The organism is Phocaeicola sp. RTP21359st1_B8_RTP21360_211022 (assembly GCF_040911965.1).
GTDB lineage: Bacteria > Bacteroidota > Bacteroidia > Bacteroidales > Bacteroidaceae > Phocaeicola > Phocaeicola vulgatus.
Window position 1 is genome coordinate 1 of sequence record NZ_JBDFXP010000072.1, and the last position, 15,329, is coordinate 15,329.

Here is a 15,329-nt window from a genome sequence, read left to right on the forward strand (position 1 = left end):
ATAACAAAGCCCCTGCTTGTGAAAGTCGGGGCTTTGTGCATAAAAAAAGAAGGTGCGCATTTTGACACACCTTCAGTTTGTCCATTGACGGATACCGATTTTATTTTTTCAGGCTTTTCTCTGAAGTCGAGAATAATTTCTTGCGGTGCATCCAGATTAAATTCAATGGTAATCTCTCCATTTACCGGTACTGATTTCTGTTCAGGAATGGAGAAATATAGCTTATACTTCAACTCCTTAATCTCCTGTTTGCGCAGTGTTGCCAGTTCTTGCGATACGCCCTCGTCGTAGAAACGAGGATTGCTTGTGGTCTGTTGGCAACTGCATAATAATAAGCTGCACATGAAAATAAGATATCCGATATATGTTTTCATCATCTAAAATTTATCTTGGTTATCTGCGGCAATTTTTCGGATGCCGCGCTGTGAAGCTATGAATGCACCTCCCAATACTCGTTTCCCCTCGTAAAAAACGGCTGATTGTCCGGGAGCGATGGCGGATGCTTCGGAAAGGAAACGGACCAATAGTTGTTTTTCATCTAATACGAGCACTTGACACGGAATAGGCTTGCTGCGATAGCGGATACGTACTGACAAGTCCTTGCATTGCAGTAAATCCTGCATTTCTGTGATATGATAGTCTTCTACCAACATATATTCTGCTTTAAGTTCCTCGGCATCTCCTAACATGACTGTATTCTTTTCTGCATTGATGCGTAGTACGTATGCTGGATGCCCCAAAGCGATTTCCAATCCTTTCCGTTGGCCTATTGTATAATAAGGAAAGCCTTTGTGCTGACCTATCTTGACTCCTTTGCTATTTACAAACCATCCCGGTCCTACTTGGGTGTCAATATCCGGGCATTGCGAACGCAGAAAGTTTCGGTAATCCCCTTCTATAAAGCAGATTTCCATACTTTCACCTCCACGGGCTTTCGCTTCGAATCCTTTTTGTCGGAGATATTCCCGTACCTCCTGCTTGGTATAAGTTCCCAGTGGAAAGAGAAAACGTTGAAGTATCTCCTGAGGAAGTTTCCATAGAAAATAGGATTGGTCTTTTGTTTGGTCATCTCCCGCTACTATATACAGTTTTCCCTTCCGTTCTTCCAGTCTGCAATAATGCCCGGTAGAGATATGGGCGCAATTCGTTTGGTCTGCCCATTCACAGAGAATTCGCTCTTTGAATAGCGGATTGCAAAGGACACAAGGATTGGGAGTTCTTCCTTGCATATACTCATCTATGAAGTGTTTTACAATAATCTGTTTGAACTCTTTCCTCACATCAGCTACATGGTGTTCTATTCCCAACCGTTCTGCCAAGGCCCTTGCTTCCAGTACATCATCAGGTTCATCTTGACCGGGGGTGGAAAAGCGGGAAGGGACATCCCACGTTCTCATGGTAACTCCTACCACTTCATATCCTTGTTCTTGCAGCATGATGCACGTGGCGGAGCTGTCTATTCCGCCACTCATTCCTACCAGGACTCTTTTATCTCTGTTATTCATTATATAAATAGTTCAGGTTCACGGCGTGCCACACATTTTTGGTGTAGCATGGGGGTGTAAGGAGTATCAAAAACTCGTGCACCATTAGGGCATTCTTTTACGCAAGCGCAGCACTTGATGCATTTGGTAATCTCTGTTTCTATTTTTCCTTCATCGCTTAAAGCAATGGCATGAGTAGGACATACTTCGATGCATTCGCCACAGGCGAAGCATTCTTCAGTGCAGACTGGAGAGGCAGGAGTAGAGGGGCCAACAAAGCGATAAGGTATGTTTCCTTTTAGGTAAAAATCGGATAATGTTTCATCCTTCTCCAGTTTTGTCAGACAGTCTTTTCCAAATTGTTCCGCAATCTGTAAATCGGTAACATCCGGACGGCCTTCTGCAATGGGCATATTAGGACGGCTGTAGCTGTGTTCACCAATAAAGGCACCGGCAGCCAGTGGGGTGAATCCCAATTGAATAGTTTCATCTCTCAATTCGACCAGTGCATCTTCGTAATCGCGGTTACCATATACAGCGACTAAGATAGCCGGAGCATTGTTGCCTTTTAATCTTCGTAGCCGTTGCAATGCTATTGGGGCTACCCTGCCTGCATACACAGGAACTGCAATGATCGTGATAGAATCTTTGATTTCTATCGGGCTACTATTCTCATCCGTAGTGAGATCTATTTCTATTCTTCTGCCCATACCTATACTTTCTCCGATGGCACGGGCTATTTTCGCAGACGTATGTGTAGGCGAAAAAAATATGATGTGATTGCTTGTATATGTTTTCATAAACGCAAATATAGTGACTTTTGTCCAAAGGTAGCCAAATATATAGATAAGATGTGTAAAGGTGATAAAAATTGTCTTTATATGAATGTAAAAAATGATTGTTAAATATCTTTTTTTCTATTTTAGTTAATAGAAGTGATACGGTAAGCTATATTAGTTAAAATATATTTAGTGGTGAACAAAAAAAATCCCATGTTTAGGGAATTTGAATAATTCTTAATTAGAAAATGAATGACATATTTATATTGGATTATTTTGTTCTTTTCTGGTTTGTTTTGTTGAATAAAGGGATAATTTACAAGTTCTGGATTCCGCTTTATAGAAACTAAGCTATATTTTGACTGTTATAAGTTTAACTTCTTCGGCGTACTTATGCTATTATATTAAGGTGTATAGTGAAAGTAATGTCTTGTTTTAATAGGTCTATGGGGCTTTCTATGGTTGTTTGTAAGGTAAAGAATATAGAGATATTCCTATTTCTTAAAATATTCCTGTATTTTATAAAGATTTTTAGTGGAAAGTCTTGCAGAATAGAGTAAAATGGGTACTTTTGTCCGATGAAATTATGGCTATTATAGAAACTGACTAAAATATGGATGCTCTATTTCAAACGCAAAGCAATGAGCTTTCTACTACAACGCAGAAAGAAAAGCTGTTTAAAGATGCAGAACGGCAGTGGAATACACTGTCTACCGAGAAAGGAGCGCCCGGAAGAAAAGTTGATTTTGAGATCTATAAAAGCATTTTGTATAACCTAGAAATCAGAAAAGTATATTTGGATTCAAAACTCTCTTTAGAAAAGTTTAGTTCAATAGTCGGCACGAATACGACCTACCTGAGTAATGCGGTGAACAACTACTTCGGATGCAATTTCAAGCAGCTCCTTAACAAGTATCGTGTTGAGTATGCAAAGTCCTTATTACTAGAGGGTACGTATTCAGCCAGTTCTCTTTTTAGGAAGTGTGGTTTTGCATCCCAAAGCGTTTTTTATGCCGCATTTCATAAAATTGTAGGCGCATCTCCCTTGCAGTTCCTATATAAAGCACCATCCGGACACAGAAAAAGATTTAAAGTCCTTTTATAACAATAACATTTTGAGTTTTTAAATTTATAAATTTAAAGTTTTTCTATTATGAACAAAAAATTTTTAAGTGCAATCCTGTTTGGAGCCCTTATGGTCACTTCAACAGGAACATTTGTATCTTGTAAGGATTACGATGACGACATCGACCGCTTGGATCAAGAAATATCCAATGTGAAAGATGCAATCAAGGCCCTTGAAGACAAAGTAGGCTCAGGCAAATATGTCGAAAGCTGTACTCCGTTCACTGATGGTAATGGTGGTTATGAAATCAAATTCAGTGATGGAGAGACCATTAAATTATACAATGGTGCAAAAGGAGAACAAGGTGAACCGGGCAAACCAGGTACTCCGGGTACTCCAGGTACTTCTGCTGATGATTATGTAGTATCAGTAGAAGAAGGTGAATCAGCTTATGAATTAGTTATTACTTATGCTGATGGCACTAAAAAGACTATCAGTATGCCTAAAGCTACTTCTGTAGTTAGCGGAGTTAAGTTTATCCCTACTTTCCTTTCTGAAGGTGAAGCTGCCAGAATCCATTTCCCTACCATCGTTACTGATAGTGTGGCAGGTAAAACAGAGATTACAGGTGCAGATTGGGGTACAAATAACTTTAGCACATTTAAAATCGTTTACTCAGGTAAGGCAGACGTGAAGTATCAGGTAAATCCTAACAGCGTATCATTCAAAGATATGGAAGTGGTAGGATTTGTTCGTGATACTGCTGAAATATGGAACTACAATACGAATAACAAGAATTGGGAATTGTTCAACGCTGGACAAAAACTGTACACTGATGGAAAAATTACCGTTGAATCTTATAAAGAAGGACATGGTATGTTAAACTTCCGTGTAAAGGACTGGGCTTTTGCTGAACAATCTAATCTGGACGAAAGAACAGTATATTCATTGAGAATTAAGAACAATGACCAAATCGTTCATTCTGATTTTGTTCCCGCCAAGCATGAAGTAATTTTGCAGAAAAACGTACATTTGGTTAAAGTAGCTGATGCATTTGACCAAACTAACGCTCCTGCTCAGATTAAAAATGCAATTGCTCCTAACAAGGTAAATTATAGAGAATTCATCAAAGATGAATATTATCTTAACACCTTGAATCCGACCGGTACTGAAGAGGCTAAATTGAAGGCTTATCAAGCAGATAAAGCTAAGTTCGAAGCCAATGCTGAAAACCAGTTATATAAAGGAGATGCTGAATCTAAAGATGATGCAGAACGTATTGTTGTAGAATTGAACTATACAGGTGATGGACATTCAAAAAATTTGAAGGACATCGTAACTTCATTCTTTGACAAACGTATGGGTAGAGCCCAAGACGCTCAGTATCCTTTGATGGAGAATGGTTTTGATGACTATTCATTGGTGTTTGAACCGGTTGACTTCTATTATGATGGCGTTAACCAGACAAAACGTTATTTGGATGTTACCAAAGATGGTGTTGCTACAGTAAAACAAACTCCGGACCCGATTTGGGGCGCAGAAACTGATGCCAGCCACACAGCTGCTATAGACAGAACTCCTATTGTTCGTGTGAAACTGGTAGCACCGGGTGAAGACAATGGTAATGTAGTTAAAACAGCAATCATCAAGATTCACATTGTACGCAAGACAGTTGTTCCTGAAATTAATATTACAGAAACAAAAGATGTTACTCTGAAACATATCAATCAAGTTCTTGACATGGATATGGATAAGATATTCAACCATAAAGATGTACAGTTGAGTAAAGACGAATTCCGTAAGACTTATGATTTCGTTCCTGAATTTGCAACAGCAGATGAGGCTAAACAACACGCTGTATATGCATGGGATGGAAAAGATAATGCAGACTATTCATTAGATCCGAACTTTAAACCTGAAGAATACAATCAGTTGTTCGTTACAGTGAAGAATACAGCATTCTCTCGTCATGACGATCACGACGTTTACACTGTTAAGGGTACATACAAGCCAAATGCTGATCATAAGGGATTATCTGACATCCATGTTACTTATACTATCAATGTGAAGTATCCGGATGTAGTTGCTCCTGAAAAGACTAAGTTGAACTGGGTAGATGATTCTTACTTCATTGCTCACGGTAGATACGATAACTTTGATACTCCTACAACTTATGAAATGGTTGCAGTATTGAATGACGAATTCGATTTGATCAACTATAATCCTTATAAGGGTCAGACTCATGATAAGGATTGGGCTAGAGCTACCTTGTCATTCGAATTGGTTGACCAGCATAATAACGCATCTAAGATAGCTGATGGTCACAATTCCGGTATCCGTTTGTATCAAGGTAAAGACAACAAGTGGTATATCGCTTTGGAGGCAACAGACGAAGGACGTACTTGGATCAATGCTGCTGACGCTAAGGATTTGAAGAAGATCAAAATGCGTGCTGTAGTAAGCTTCAATGAAGATGTTGACGGATTGTATGGTACTTGCAACAAGGAAGCCAATGCTCATAACAAGTATGCTAAAGAAGATTACAATAACTTCTCTTGCGATACTATCAATATGGTAAACAATACTCCTTGGGCTAAAGATCATACTACTACTTATACTGGTGCTCCTGCTCCTGAAAATGGACGTTCTACAGTGGTTATCGATGAATTTGAAGTTGCATTTGTAACTCCGATGGTATTCCACGCTTACGAAGCAGGTCCTTTGTATGACAAGTATCAGGAAGCTGAAAATACAGTATCATTGAAGGATGCATTCTTCTTGTCAGATTATCTGTGGTCTGAAGGTGCTCAGGCACAATTCAATAACAACCATGTTATCTATGATCACAAAGATATGGCTAAGAATAATACTTTGGTTCAGACAGGTGATCAAGCTGGTTGGTCAAAGAAACTGGTAGTTGACCGTAATGTATTCGATGTTAATACAACTGTTAACTTCAAGGTTTCTAAGGCATACTTTGCTGACGGAAGTGAACTGGATGCTGAAAACATGAAGAAGATCAAACTTGATAATGCTAACCAGACTATCACATGGATCAACAATGGTGAAGATATTGCTCAACCATTTACTATTGATGTAGAAGTTTGTGTAAATCACAAGTGGGGCGGTATCTGCGACCATACTTGGAAGAATGATCGTGGACATTCTGTTGGAACTATCCAAATCCAAGTTAAGAAGCACAATGACAAGTAATTAATACGCTCATTGTTTATAAAAAAAGAGGGGGGCAAAATGTTCCCCTCTTTTAGTTTTTATAATCGTTTATCCAATTATATTGTGTATGAAGTATATATATGCTGTCTGTTTTCTGTTATTAGTATGTGGCTGTCATAAAGAAAATGACACCCCTGTTGTTTTACCTGCACGGACACTATTGGTTTATCTGGGAGGAGATAATAATCTTGATGCCGAAACCTATGACAAACTTGTTCAAATTAAAAATGGATGGGAAGACGGGACAGATGGAAATATAATAGTGTATCAGGATACACCATTTAAGGACTCTCCACGATTGATGGAAATTGATGGAAAAAGTGAGAAAGGCTATATTACCATACATACCTATGACCAAGAAAACTCAGCCTCCCCCCAAGTGCTTAAACGAGTTATAAACGACGTAACTCGGCTTTATCCTGCTAAAAGCTACGGTCTAATCGTGTTTTCCCATGGCAGTGGCTGGCTTCCTCCACATACATTGGTTAATGGCTCGCGGTCTATCATCATCGATAATGACAATGAAATGGAAATAACAGATTTTGCCATGGCCCTCCCGGACCATTTATTTGAATTCATAATCTTTGAAGCATGTAATATGGCAGGTATTGAGGTGGCTTATGAATTAAGAAATAAAGCAGCATATATCATGGCTTCCTCTGCCCCAGTAGTATCTCCGGGATTTACTCCTATCTATGCCGGCAGTATTTCCTGTCTGCTTGAAGAAAATGCTGATTTGCAAAGATTTGCAGAAAATTATTTTCATTATTGGAATTTGATGGAAGGCGATAAACGTTCTGCTACCATTAGCATAATAAAAACTGCCGGATTATCAAATTTAGCGAATTTGATACGACAGATCAATACAGAAGCATCCGGCTCTTTTCTCCCGGTCGGTAACCTTCAAAATTATGATGGAGTTTTAAAAGCCCCATTCTATTTTTTTGATTTCGCTCAATATTATCAATCATTATCAGATGAAAATACATACAATGCACTTCAAGAATGTATCAGCCAATGTGTGGTTTACAAAAGAAATACTCCTTTTTATGCTACGGAAGAAGGAACATTCCCTATCACCGCCTTTTCAGGTATGACCACTTTTATCATGCAGAGAGAACTTAATGACTTGAATGAAGAATATACAAAACTACAATGGTATAAAGATATTAATACACATTAGAGAACATGTATAACACTGATAAACAATGATATAGCAAATTCAGAAGAAGTATATCTTATTGCAGAATAGATAGATTCTAAATACTTTTCAAAGTATCCTTTAAAGGACAGAATGCCAATATATATGGACAGAAACAGGTGATTATCCATTAATAGGAAACGGAAAAACTTGTCATAAGCAGAAAAAACAAATCCTTTATTTGCTTTGTTTGTCATTTACTAATATCTTTGTTTTATCATTCATTCTAGAACCGCAACAAAATATGAAATACCCTATTGGAATACAGAGTTTTGACCAAATCCGTGAAGATGGCTATGTATATGTGGATAAGACCGGTTTGATTTACAACTTGGTAACACAAGGCAAGACTTATTTCTTGAGCCGTCCACGCCGTTTTGGCAAAAGCCTGCTGGTAAGTACCCTTGCCTGTTATTTCCAGGGACGCAAAGATTTGTTTGCCGGACTGGAAATCGACGGATTGGAAAAGGACTGGTATGAGTATCCTATCTTCCGTATAGACTTTAATGGAGGACTGTATACACAACCCGGAATTCTGGAGGCTACCATTGAAGGCTATTTAGGGAACTGGGAAGATATTTATGGCAAGAATCCCAATTATACAACCATAGGAACCCGTTTCATTGAAATACTTCGCCGGGCTTATGAACAGACAGGGCGGCGTGCGGTGGTTCTGATTGATGAATATGACAAACCTATTTTGGATGTATTAGATACGGAAGCTTGTTTTTATGATGATTATGGAAAGCAAGTTCTGTTGGAGAACCATAACCGGGAAATATTGAAATCCTTTTATTCTACCTTTAAAGGAGCCGATCAATACTTGAGATTCGTATTGTTGACCGGAGTAACAAAGTTTTCCCAAGTAAGTGTTTTCAGTGGATTTAACCAGCCTAAGGATATCAGTATGGATGAACGGTACGAAGCCTTGTGCGGTATCACCCAGAATGAGCTGGAAGCATTTTTCGAAGAACCCACCATACAGTTGGCTGCTAAATATCAGTACACAGTGAAAGAAATGAAGGAACTTCTCAGACGGCAATATGACGGATATCATTTTGGAGAGAGGATGACCGACATTTACAATCCGTTCAGCATTCTTAATGCTTTTGACAGTATGGCAATTCGTGATTACTGGTTCTCTACAGGTACTCCCACCTATTTGGTTCGTCTGCTGCAACACAGCCGCGAGCAGATAAACGAACTTGCCGGACGTTATTATGTTCCCTCTTTGTTTGTGGATTATAAGGCTGATGTGGAACAGCCTCTACCCATGATTTATCAGAGCGGATATCTCACTATTAAAGAATATAATAGACGTATGGGAACTTATCTGCTCGATTTTCCCAATAATGAGGTGCGTAAAGGGTTCTTGTCCGTATTGGCAGCACATTATTTGAAACCCGGAGGTGGAGAGGTCAACAGTTGGATTATCGATGCTGTTACTTGCCTTGAGCAAGGGAACACCTCAGCTTTTTGTGATTCTCTGACCGCCTTTCTTGCAAGCATCCCGTATGACTCTCACGCTTCCTTGAAGGAATTGGATATGACTGAGAAACATTTCCAATACACTTTTTATCTGATTCTCCGTTTGATAGGAGTTTATTGCCGTGCAATCCATTGTGAGAATCGCCAGAGCTTCGGACGAGTGGACTGCATATTGGAAATGGACGAATATGTTTACATTTTCGAATTCAAGATGGACGGAACAGCAGAGGAGGCTTTACAGCAAATAGCAGAGAAAGGCTATGCCCGATCTTATTTGACCGATAACCGTAAAATAGTCTGTATCGGGGTGAATTTTTCTTCCCTTACACGTACTGTGGAAGAATGGAAGGAAATAATTTACAGGTAAGATTTAGTCATAGTCAGCCTAAAGCGTTAAACAAAAGATTGCCTTCCACTATTTTTTATGGGAATATACCGGTAAGAATGTTTATGCTGTTGCCGGCATAACACATTTAATTTTCATCTTTTTATCATTTTGTTTTTCTTTTTGCTAAGAATGAATTATTTTCGCAGCCGAACACAAGTTTAATTTCTTACCGACAATAAGCAGACATGCTTTAATCCTCAACCAATTCAACTTGTCCTCATTTTAATTTTAACGGATAAGCTGATGTTTTGTCCCTCACTATTATAAAATAAAAGAATGAAAAGATCACTGTATGTATCGCTATTGACGATCATGTACTTCTCTGCCTGCCAAGGTAGTGAGGAACTAGAGCAATCACAAGAAAAAGAGTACACGGTATCCATTATGGCAAGAATCGGGAAAACAGTTTCCGGAGCACGCTACTTGCAAGATCATGAAAAAGCCATCGCTAGTTTTAGTAAAACCGATGATATAGGTGTTTTTATGGACAATGACAGTGCCGTCCGCTGGATATTCGATGGAACTTCCTGGACTACAGAAAAGAGTGTCTTTTGGAAAGATAAAAACCAGGAACATACTTTTTACGCATATTATCCCCACTCCGGTTCCAAAGCCGAAAGTAAGGAAAATATAAAAATGCCTTCTCTCGACAGCCAGAACGGGACTTGGGAAAATATTGACCAATATGACTTTCTAGTAGCATCCAGGAAGCTTTCCTACGATACCGACCTTGGCAATGTGGCCTTTTCGGGTGATTATTCATTTAAGCACGTTTTGTCACTATTAAAGATAAACATAAAGGGTGAAGGAGATATGGCACAGGCCGTTATTGACAAAATCAGACTTGAAGGAAATGGGTTGACGACCCAAGGATACTACTCCTTTGAAACGAACAGCATCACCATCAGCGAAACTCCCAAGGAAACCTTCCAGATTACTCCGTCACACACCATGAACAATCAGGATATTTCTTTTTATTTTATCCTGAACGGGGGCGAGAATGACGGAAACATTGATCCGAAAGCCGTGAAAAACCATTCTGTTAATCTCACCATTGAATATACCCGTAACAACAAATATTACATAACACGACGAGACGACCTGTCTCCGGGCTTATTGTCCGGATGTATTCATAAATACAATATTGTAGTAAAAGACGGAAATGTAATTATAACGGGAGGAAGTATTTCGGGTTGGACTCCGGGAAATGAAGAAGAGGATATAGTTATAAATGGAGAAGAAATAAACCCACAAACAAATAATATGTTATGAATTATAGATTAACCGAATTAAAGGTGCTTCTGTTTCTATTGCTACTGTCTGCTGTTTCTTGCCAACGCCCGATGTATGATGAAGAAGACGATGAAGACGGAGTCTCGCAAACAAATCTTCCTTTAAAGATATCTGCCAGGTCTAGCGGAGAATCCCAGATTAATTATCCGGCCTATATCTATGCGTTTGCAGAGGACGGCAGCTGTTCTGCCAGTCTGAAAATGACAGATAACGCCCAGATTGAAATGAAGTTACCTCCTGCCCGATATACTATTGTTGCAATAGCCGGTTTGGGAGAAGAATATATCGTTCCGAAAGATCCTAGCCTTGATGATGTAATTGTTATGAAAGAAAATAACAGAAGCTCACGCGCGCTAATGATGGGCACTTCAACTGTGACAATTGCCAATAAGAAAAATATATCTGTTTCTGTAACCCTCTATTATGCTGTATCTTTAGTCAATATCAGTTTGGAAGATATACCGGCAAACGTTAAAAAGGTGAGTTTGCAGATTTCGCCTTTATATTCTTCCCTGTCGTTTACAAGGGAGTATTCCGGCAAAGACAAGAGTACGGAAATTATTTGTGAGTCTGAGCCGGGTGGAATTTGGAGTGCAAAGCCTTTTTATATTTTTCCGGGGAGCGGCTCTCAGACCGTTTTTTCCATAACCTTGGAAGATAATAGTCAGACAAAGACGTTTGGATACACTTTCAAAGGAAAGCCGGAAGCGAACGTGCCATTGAATATCGGGGGCAGCTATTCGGGTGATGTCACGGTAGGGGGCAGTTTGATATCAGGTGAATGGAAGGCTCCGATAGACATCAAATTCAATTTTGGCGGTGCTGATGAAGGTAATGGCGGTAGTGAGCCGCCTTCCATTAATCCGGATCTTTCCGGGCTACCCGAAATTGGCGGTATCTGGAACGGCGGTATTGTAGCTGGCATAGAGAATGCAAGTTCCACAGGGGCGGATATTTTGTTGATGAGTCTGGATGAGTGGAGTGGATTCGCTTCCGATGTGCGGAATATCATACAGGAGGAGGAAGCAGACGGATGGCATCTTCCGACTGAAGAGGAGGCAAAAATATTGCATAAGACGTTCAGCGGATCATCACTGGATGAACTGAATGAAACCATAGAGGGATTAAGAAACGGAGACCCGTTATTGGATATTGAGAAACGGTATGTATATGATCATAACGGGAGCATATATGCATTCGGATTTAAAACCTCATCCAAATTTTTACAGGCAGGGAGTACGGTGAAATATAAAATACGTTTGGTATGCAGCGCTCATTATGATGCCGGATGACCCATTCATATACTAGAAAAGGGCATTCACACTTCTTGACAATATATGCTTGAGAGTGTGAATGCGTCTAATCGACTTCCATACCGGGAATCTCATTTCCATAGATAAATTCTCAATTAATTGAAAGTTAACATTCTACCACCCGGTATACATTTCCCTTGGTGGTATGTACCCGTTCGCCCAGCTGGGGCAGGATACGGCTCAGGCTGTAGGCGGTCATCCCTCTCATGATCGAAGGATGGGCGGCCTTCATACGTTCAAACAGTTGGGTGGCGGAGAGGCTAAGCACTTCCTGCGGATTGTCCTCTTCTGTAGCAAAGCGAAAGCAAAGGCGGAACACCTCTTCTTCGGGTACATGCTTGTAGAATAGGGCATTATGTTGCTGTATAGTCTGTTCCTCTTCTTTATTGAACCAGCTTCGTTCACCGGATAGAAGTTCTGTTTTAAGCTGGGCGTACAATTGCTTATGCTCTACGGACGTGGTGCAGTCTATGGCATGCTTCAGACTGACGCAAAGAAAGCGGCGTGAGCCGGTGCGGTCTACCAGCAAATCCTCCCGGTTGCTGGTGCCGATGAACGAGGCAATACGGGGAAGCGATGAAGCGCTGTGTTTGTAAGCCTTGCGGATATTCAGTGCGGAGGCTTGCATCAGGTTCTTCAGCAAAGGCATTTTGGACGCACCTAGTTTGTCGAATTCATCCAGGTTGATTAATCCGTAGGCAGCCAGCTTGGCTTCGGCGGATGCCGGGGAGCTTAGGTCGTAACTTTCCGTGTAGTAGGATTTCAGCCTATCGGGCATCAGCAGACGGCAGAACGTACTTTTCCCCAATCCCTGGCGACTGCTCACCAGCAGGGGAGCCACACTGTTGGCGCGGTTGTTATCCGGATTGAGCTGCATCCATTGGGCAGAGAGTCCCAGCATCCAACGGTGGAAACCGTTCACCCATACCGGGTCGTCGGACACCCTGCGTGCCAACGCGGACACCCGGTCCGTGCCGTCCCATTCGGGAAGCTGCTCAAAATAGGCAGTAAAGGGATGGTATTCACTGATGCGGCGTGAGCGCACAAAGCGTTGAATGTCCCTGTCCCAACAGTCTATGCCCGTTTCAATAGCCTCCAGACTTAGTGAGTTCATCCATCGTTCGTCCACTTTGGTGTAACGCAGATGAGTATCGGGAATGTTGTTTTCTACACTTGCCACTTCAGTTTCTTCAGTAAGCACATTGAACCGGAAGCGGTAGCGGGAGGTGAGGAAAGCGGTCACTTCCTGCATCAGGGTATGTGATTTCGCTTTCTTGCCAGTATCTTCTGAGGAGATTGGTTCCGCTTTTTTCTGAACATCTTTTTTCAAGTGAGCGGAATCCTTCTCTGTCTTTTCAGTTGAGACTGTCGGATGTGTCCGAGAATCGTCCATACTCCCCGGCAGGTTATCCTTACCGTTTTCAGTGAGAAGAACCTGTGAGTCGGCCATCTCTCTTACTCCGTCTTCGTCCGACACGATGTAGTGGTAACTGCCCGTGGGAGCATTCCCGTCGGTGCGCGGAGTCCAGTTCAATGCCAGAACTACTTGGCCCTCGCGGATATCCAGCGCCAGACGCACGCCGGGTATAGTCCGGCAAAGCGGCATCAGCCCGTTGAGAGCGGATACGAGATCACGACGCGGTGTTCCGTCAATAGGAACAGGGCTTGACAGGAATTTGCTTCCGAAGAAGACTGTTTTGAGAGTAGCGAATACATTCATGAGTTACTTTTTTAAGTTTGGCAAACTACAAATATACAACATAAAAAGGCGTTTGTCAAGAGGGGGCGGAAATATGGCAGATCTTGGTGCAGGATTCGATGAAACTTGGTGCAAGATTTAATGGAACTTGGTGCAAAATTCAATGGATACAGGGCGCAATACATACGTATGTGTAGGCCGATGCTTGCGTATGTGTGACCCGATGCTTATGTACGTGTGGGCTTACACGTTACTAACATACGAGCTGACACGTTACTAATGTTGGGGCTTATACGTTACTAATGTTATTGTTGAATACGCCTTTATGTTTTTAAAATACACCTTGAGCTTTAAAAAATACGTCTTCAACTTTTAAGAAAACATCTTCAGGCTTTTAAAAAACAACTATACGTTTTTAAAACACGCCAGCTTGTTCAGTGCACAGACTTAGCCTGTTCAGCTTACAGACCTAGTCTGTTCCGTGTATTACTCCCCCACTAATCCGATACGCTCCCTTTTCCCCTCATCCTGTCATCTTATGTAATATGCACAGAAAATCAGCCGGTTAAATCTGAAACCATTTCCCCTCACTTCCATTTCAGCCCGTATCGTTTTATTCCTTCACAAAAAATGTGAAAGAGCAGGCTGAAAGGAGGCTGACAGAGCAATGACAGGAGCCCCTTCATAGCCGGAACGCCTATGGGCAGGGAGTTTCAGCGATAGATGAAAGGAGAAAAGGAACAACCGGATTTTATCGCTGAGGCATTTAAAATGAAGATAATCTCAGCATTTCCACCTGCGAATGAACAGATGATCATCCATGTTTTGAGCCTGATTTATGATTGGTATGAAAGATTTATATCTTTCAGGCTATGTAACAATAATCCTCCCGGTATTTCTATACTCAAGATAAATTATATCACAATTCTTGCTGCTCCAAACAGAAGGTATATTTGCAAAATATACAAATGATGCTTCCGGCAACGGAGTAATTCTTTCTTCGCTTTCTTTTTAGGAATTCATCTAACGAACAATTTTATTATATGCAAAACAATTGCGAGGCCTGTTTATGAAACATGTGTTGATATTAAAATAGTAATTACTGTGGAAAATCAACTGTCATCCAACACATTAAAAACACATTAACCAATGCCACTATAATAGCATTACATGATTTCTATTATCTATATGTACTAAAACAATATATTCTGTTAGAAAATCTGACCAGTAAAAAAGAATATTCATCTCCTGAAAGCCGAGTTCTGTTCCAATTATTAAATAAAATATTAAGCTAATTCAATTTAATAGAAGGTGTGTCGTAATGCACGATGCACCTCTTTTTTGTTCATCACTATACAAATCTGTTCATTTTCTTTAAGCTGCG

The 15,329-nt window shown here is 40.6% G+C and carries 10 protein-coding genes and 1 pseudogene; 6 read left to right on the top strand and 5 right to left on the bottom strand.

What is annotated here, in order from left to right:
* The 3 genes and pseudogenes from AB5062_RS21410 to AB5062_RS21420 form a co-directional block, all read right to left on the bottom strand.
* Window positions 1–374 (bottom strand): annotated as a pseudogene (locus AB5062_RS21410) (hypothetical protein); the annotation flags it as partial.
* Window positions 375–377: 3 nt separating this feature from the next.
* A complete protein-coding gene (mnmA, locus tag AB5062_RS21415; protein WP_011965117.1) occupies window positions 378–1,505 on the bottom strand; it encodes a tRNA 2-thiouridine(34) synthase MnmA in 1,128 nt (375 codons plus the stop codon).
* Entirely contained in the window at window positions 1,505–2,284 is a 780-nt protein-coding gene (locus tag AB5062_RS21420) for a 4Fe-4S binding protein (RefSeq protein ID WP_057279863.1), read from the bottom strand. The genes mnmA and AB5062_RS21420 overlap by 1 nt, the downstream gene beginning before the upstream one ends.
* A gap of 592 nt (window positions 2,285–2,876) precedes the next feature.
* On the opposite strand from AB5062_RS21420, the gene AB5062_RS21425 reads away from it, so the two are divergent.
* The 3 genes from AB5062_RS21425 to AB5062_RS21435 all read left to right on the top strand — a co-directional run bounded on the left by AB5062_RS21425 (window position 2,877) and on the right by AB5062_RS21435 (window position 7,746).
* Window positions 2,877–3,368 carry an AraC family transcriptional regulator gene (locus tag AB5062_RS21425; RefSeq protein WP_005849782.1) on the top strand — a complete coding sequence of 164 codons (492 nt, stop codon included), beginning with the start codon at window positions 2,877–2,879 and terminating at the stop codon, window positions 3,366–3,368.
* Between the two features lie 48 nt (window positions 3,369–3,416).
* Window positions 3,417–6,542, top strand: a complete 3,126-nt coding sequence (locus tag AB5062_RS21430) for a PL29 family lyase N-terminal domain-containing protein (RefSeq protein WP_032953046.1) — start codon at window positions 3,417–3,419, stop codon at window positions 6,540–6,542.
* Window positions 6,543–6,630: 88 nt separating this feature from the next.
* Window positions 6,631–7,746, top strand: a complete 1,116-nt coding sequence (locus tag AB5062_RS21435; RefSeq protein ID WP_032953047.1) for a clostripain-related cysteine peptidase — start codon at window positions 6,631–6,633, stop codon at window positions 7,744–7,746.
* Here the strand turns inward: AB5062_RS21435 and AB5062_RS21440 are convergent.
* Entirely contained in the window at window positions 7,743–7,961 is a 219-nt protein-coding gene (locus AB5062_RS21440) for a hypothetical protein (protein WP_032953048.1), read from the bottom strand. The genes AB5062_RS21435 and AB5062_RS21440 overlap by 4 nt on opposite strands.
* A gap of 47 nt (window positions 7,962–8,008) precedes the next feature.
* Between AB5062_RS21440 and AB5062_RS21445 the strand changes: the two genes are divergently transcribed.
* The 3 genes from AB5062_RS21445 to AB5062_RS21455 all read left to right on the top strand — a co-directional run bounded on the left by AB5062_RS21445 (window position 8,009) and on the right by AB5062_RS21455 (window position 12,225).
* Window positions 8,009–9,619 (top strand): ATP-binding protein, encoded by a 1,611-nt coding sequence (locus tag AB5062_RS21445; protein WP_005849766.1) that lies wholly within the window; start codon window positions 8,009–8,011, stop codon window positions 9,617–9,619.
* A gap of 297 nt (window positions 9,620–9,916) precedes the next feature.
* A complete protein-coding gene (locus AB5062_RS21450; protein ID WP_368326976.1) occupies window positions 9,917–10,912 on the top strand; it encodes a fimbrillin family protein in 996 nt (331 codons plus the stop codon).
* Window positions 10,909–12,225, top strand: coding sequence for a FimB/Mfa2 family fimbrial subunit (locus AB5062_RS21455; protein WP_074783482.1), 1,317 nt, complete (start codon window positions 10,909–10,911; stop codon window positions 12,223–12,225). The genes AB5062_RS21450 and AB5062_RS21455 overlap by 4 nt, the downstream gene beginning before the upstream one ends.
* Before the next feature lie 127 nt (window positions 12,226–12,352).
* Here AB5062_RS21455 and AB5062_RS21460 read toward each other — a convergent pair whose 3' ends face one another.
* Window positions 12,353–13,966, bottom strand: a complete 1,614-nt coding sequence (locus AB5062_RS21460; protein ID WP_032953050.1) for a VapE domain-containing protein — start codon at window positions 13,964–13,966, stop codon at window positions 12,353–12,355.
* Between the last annotated feature and the right edge of the window lie 1,363 nt (window positions 13,967–15,329).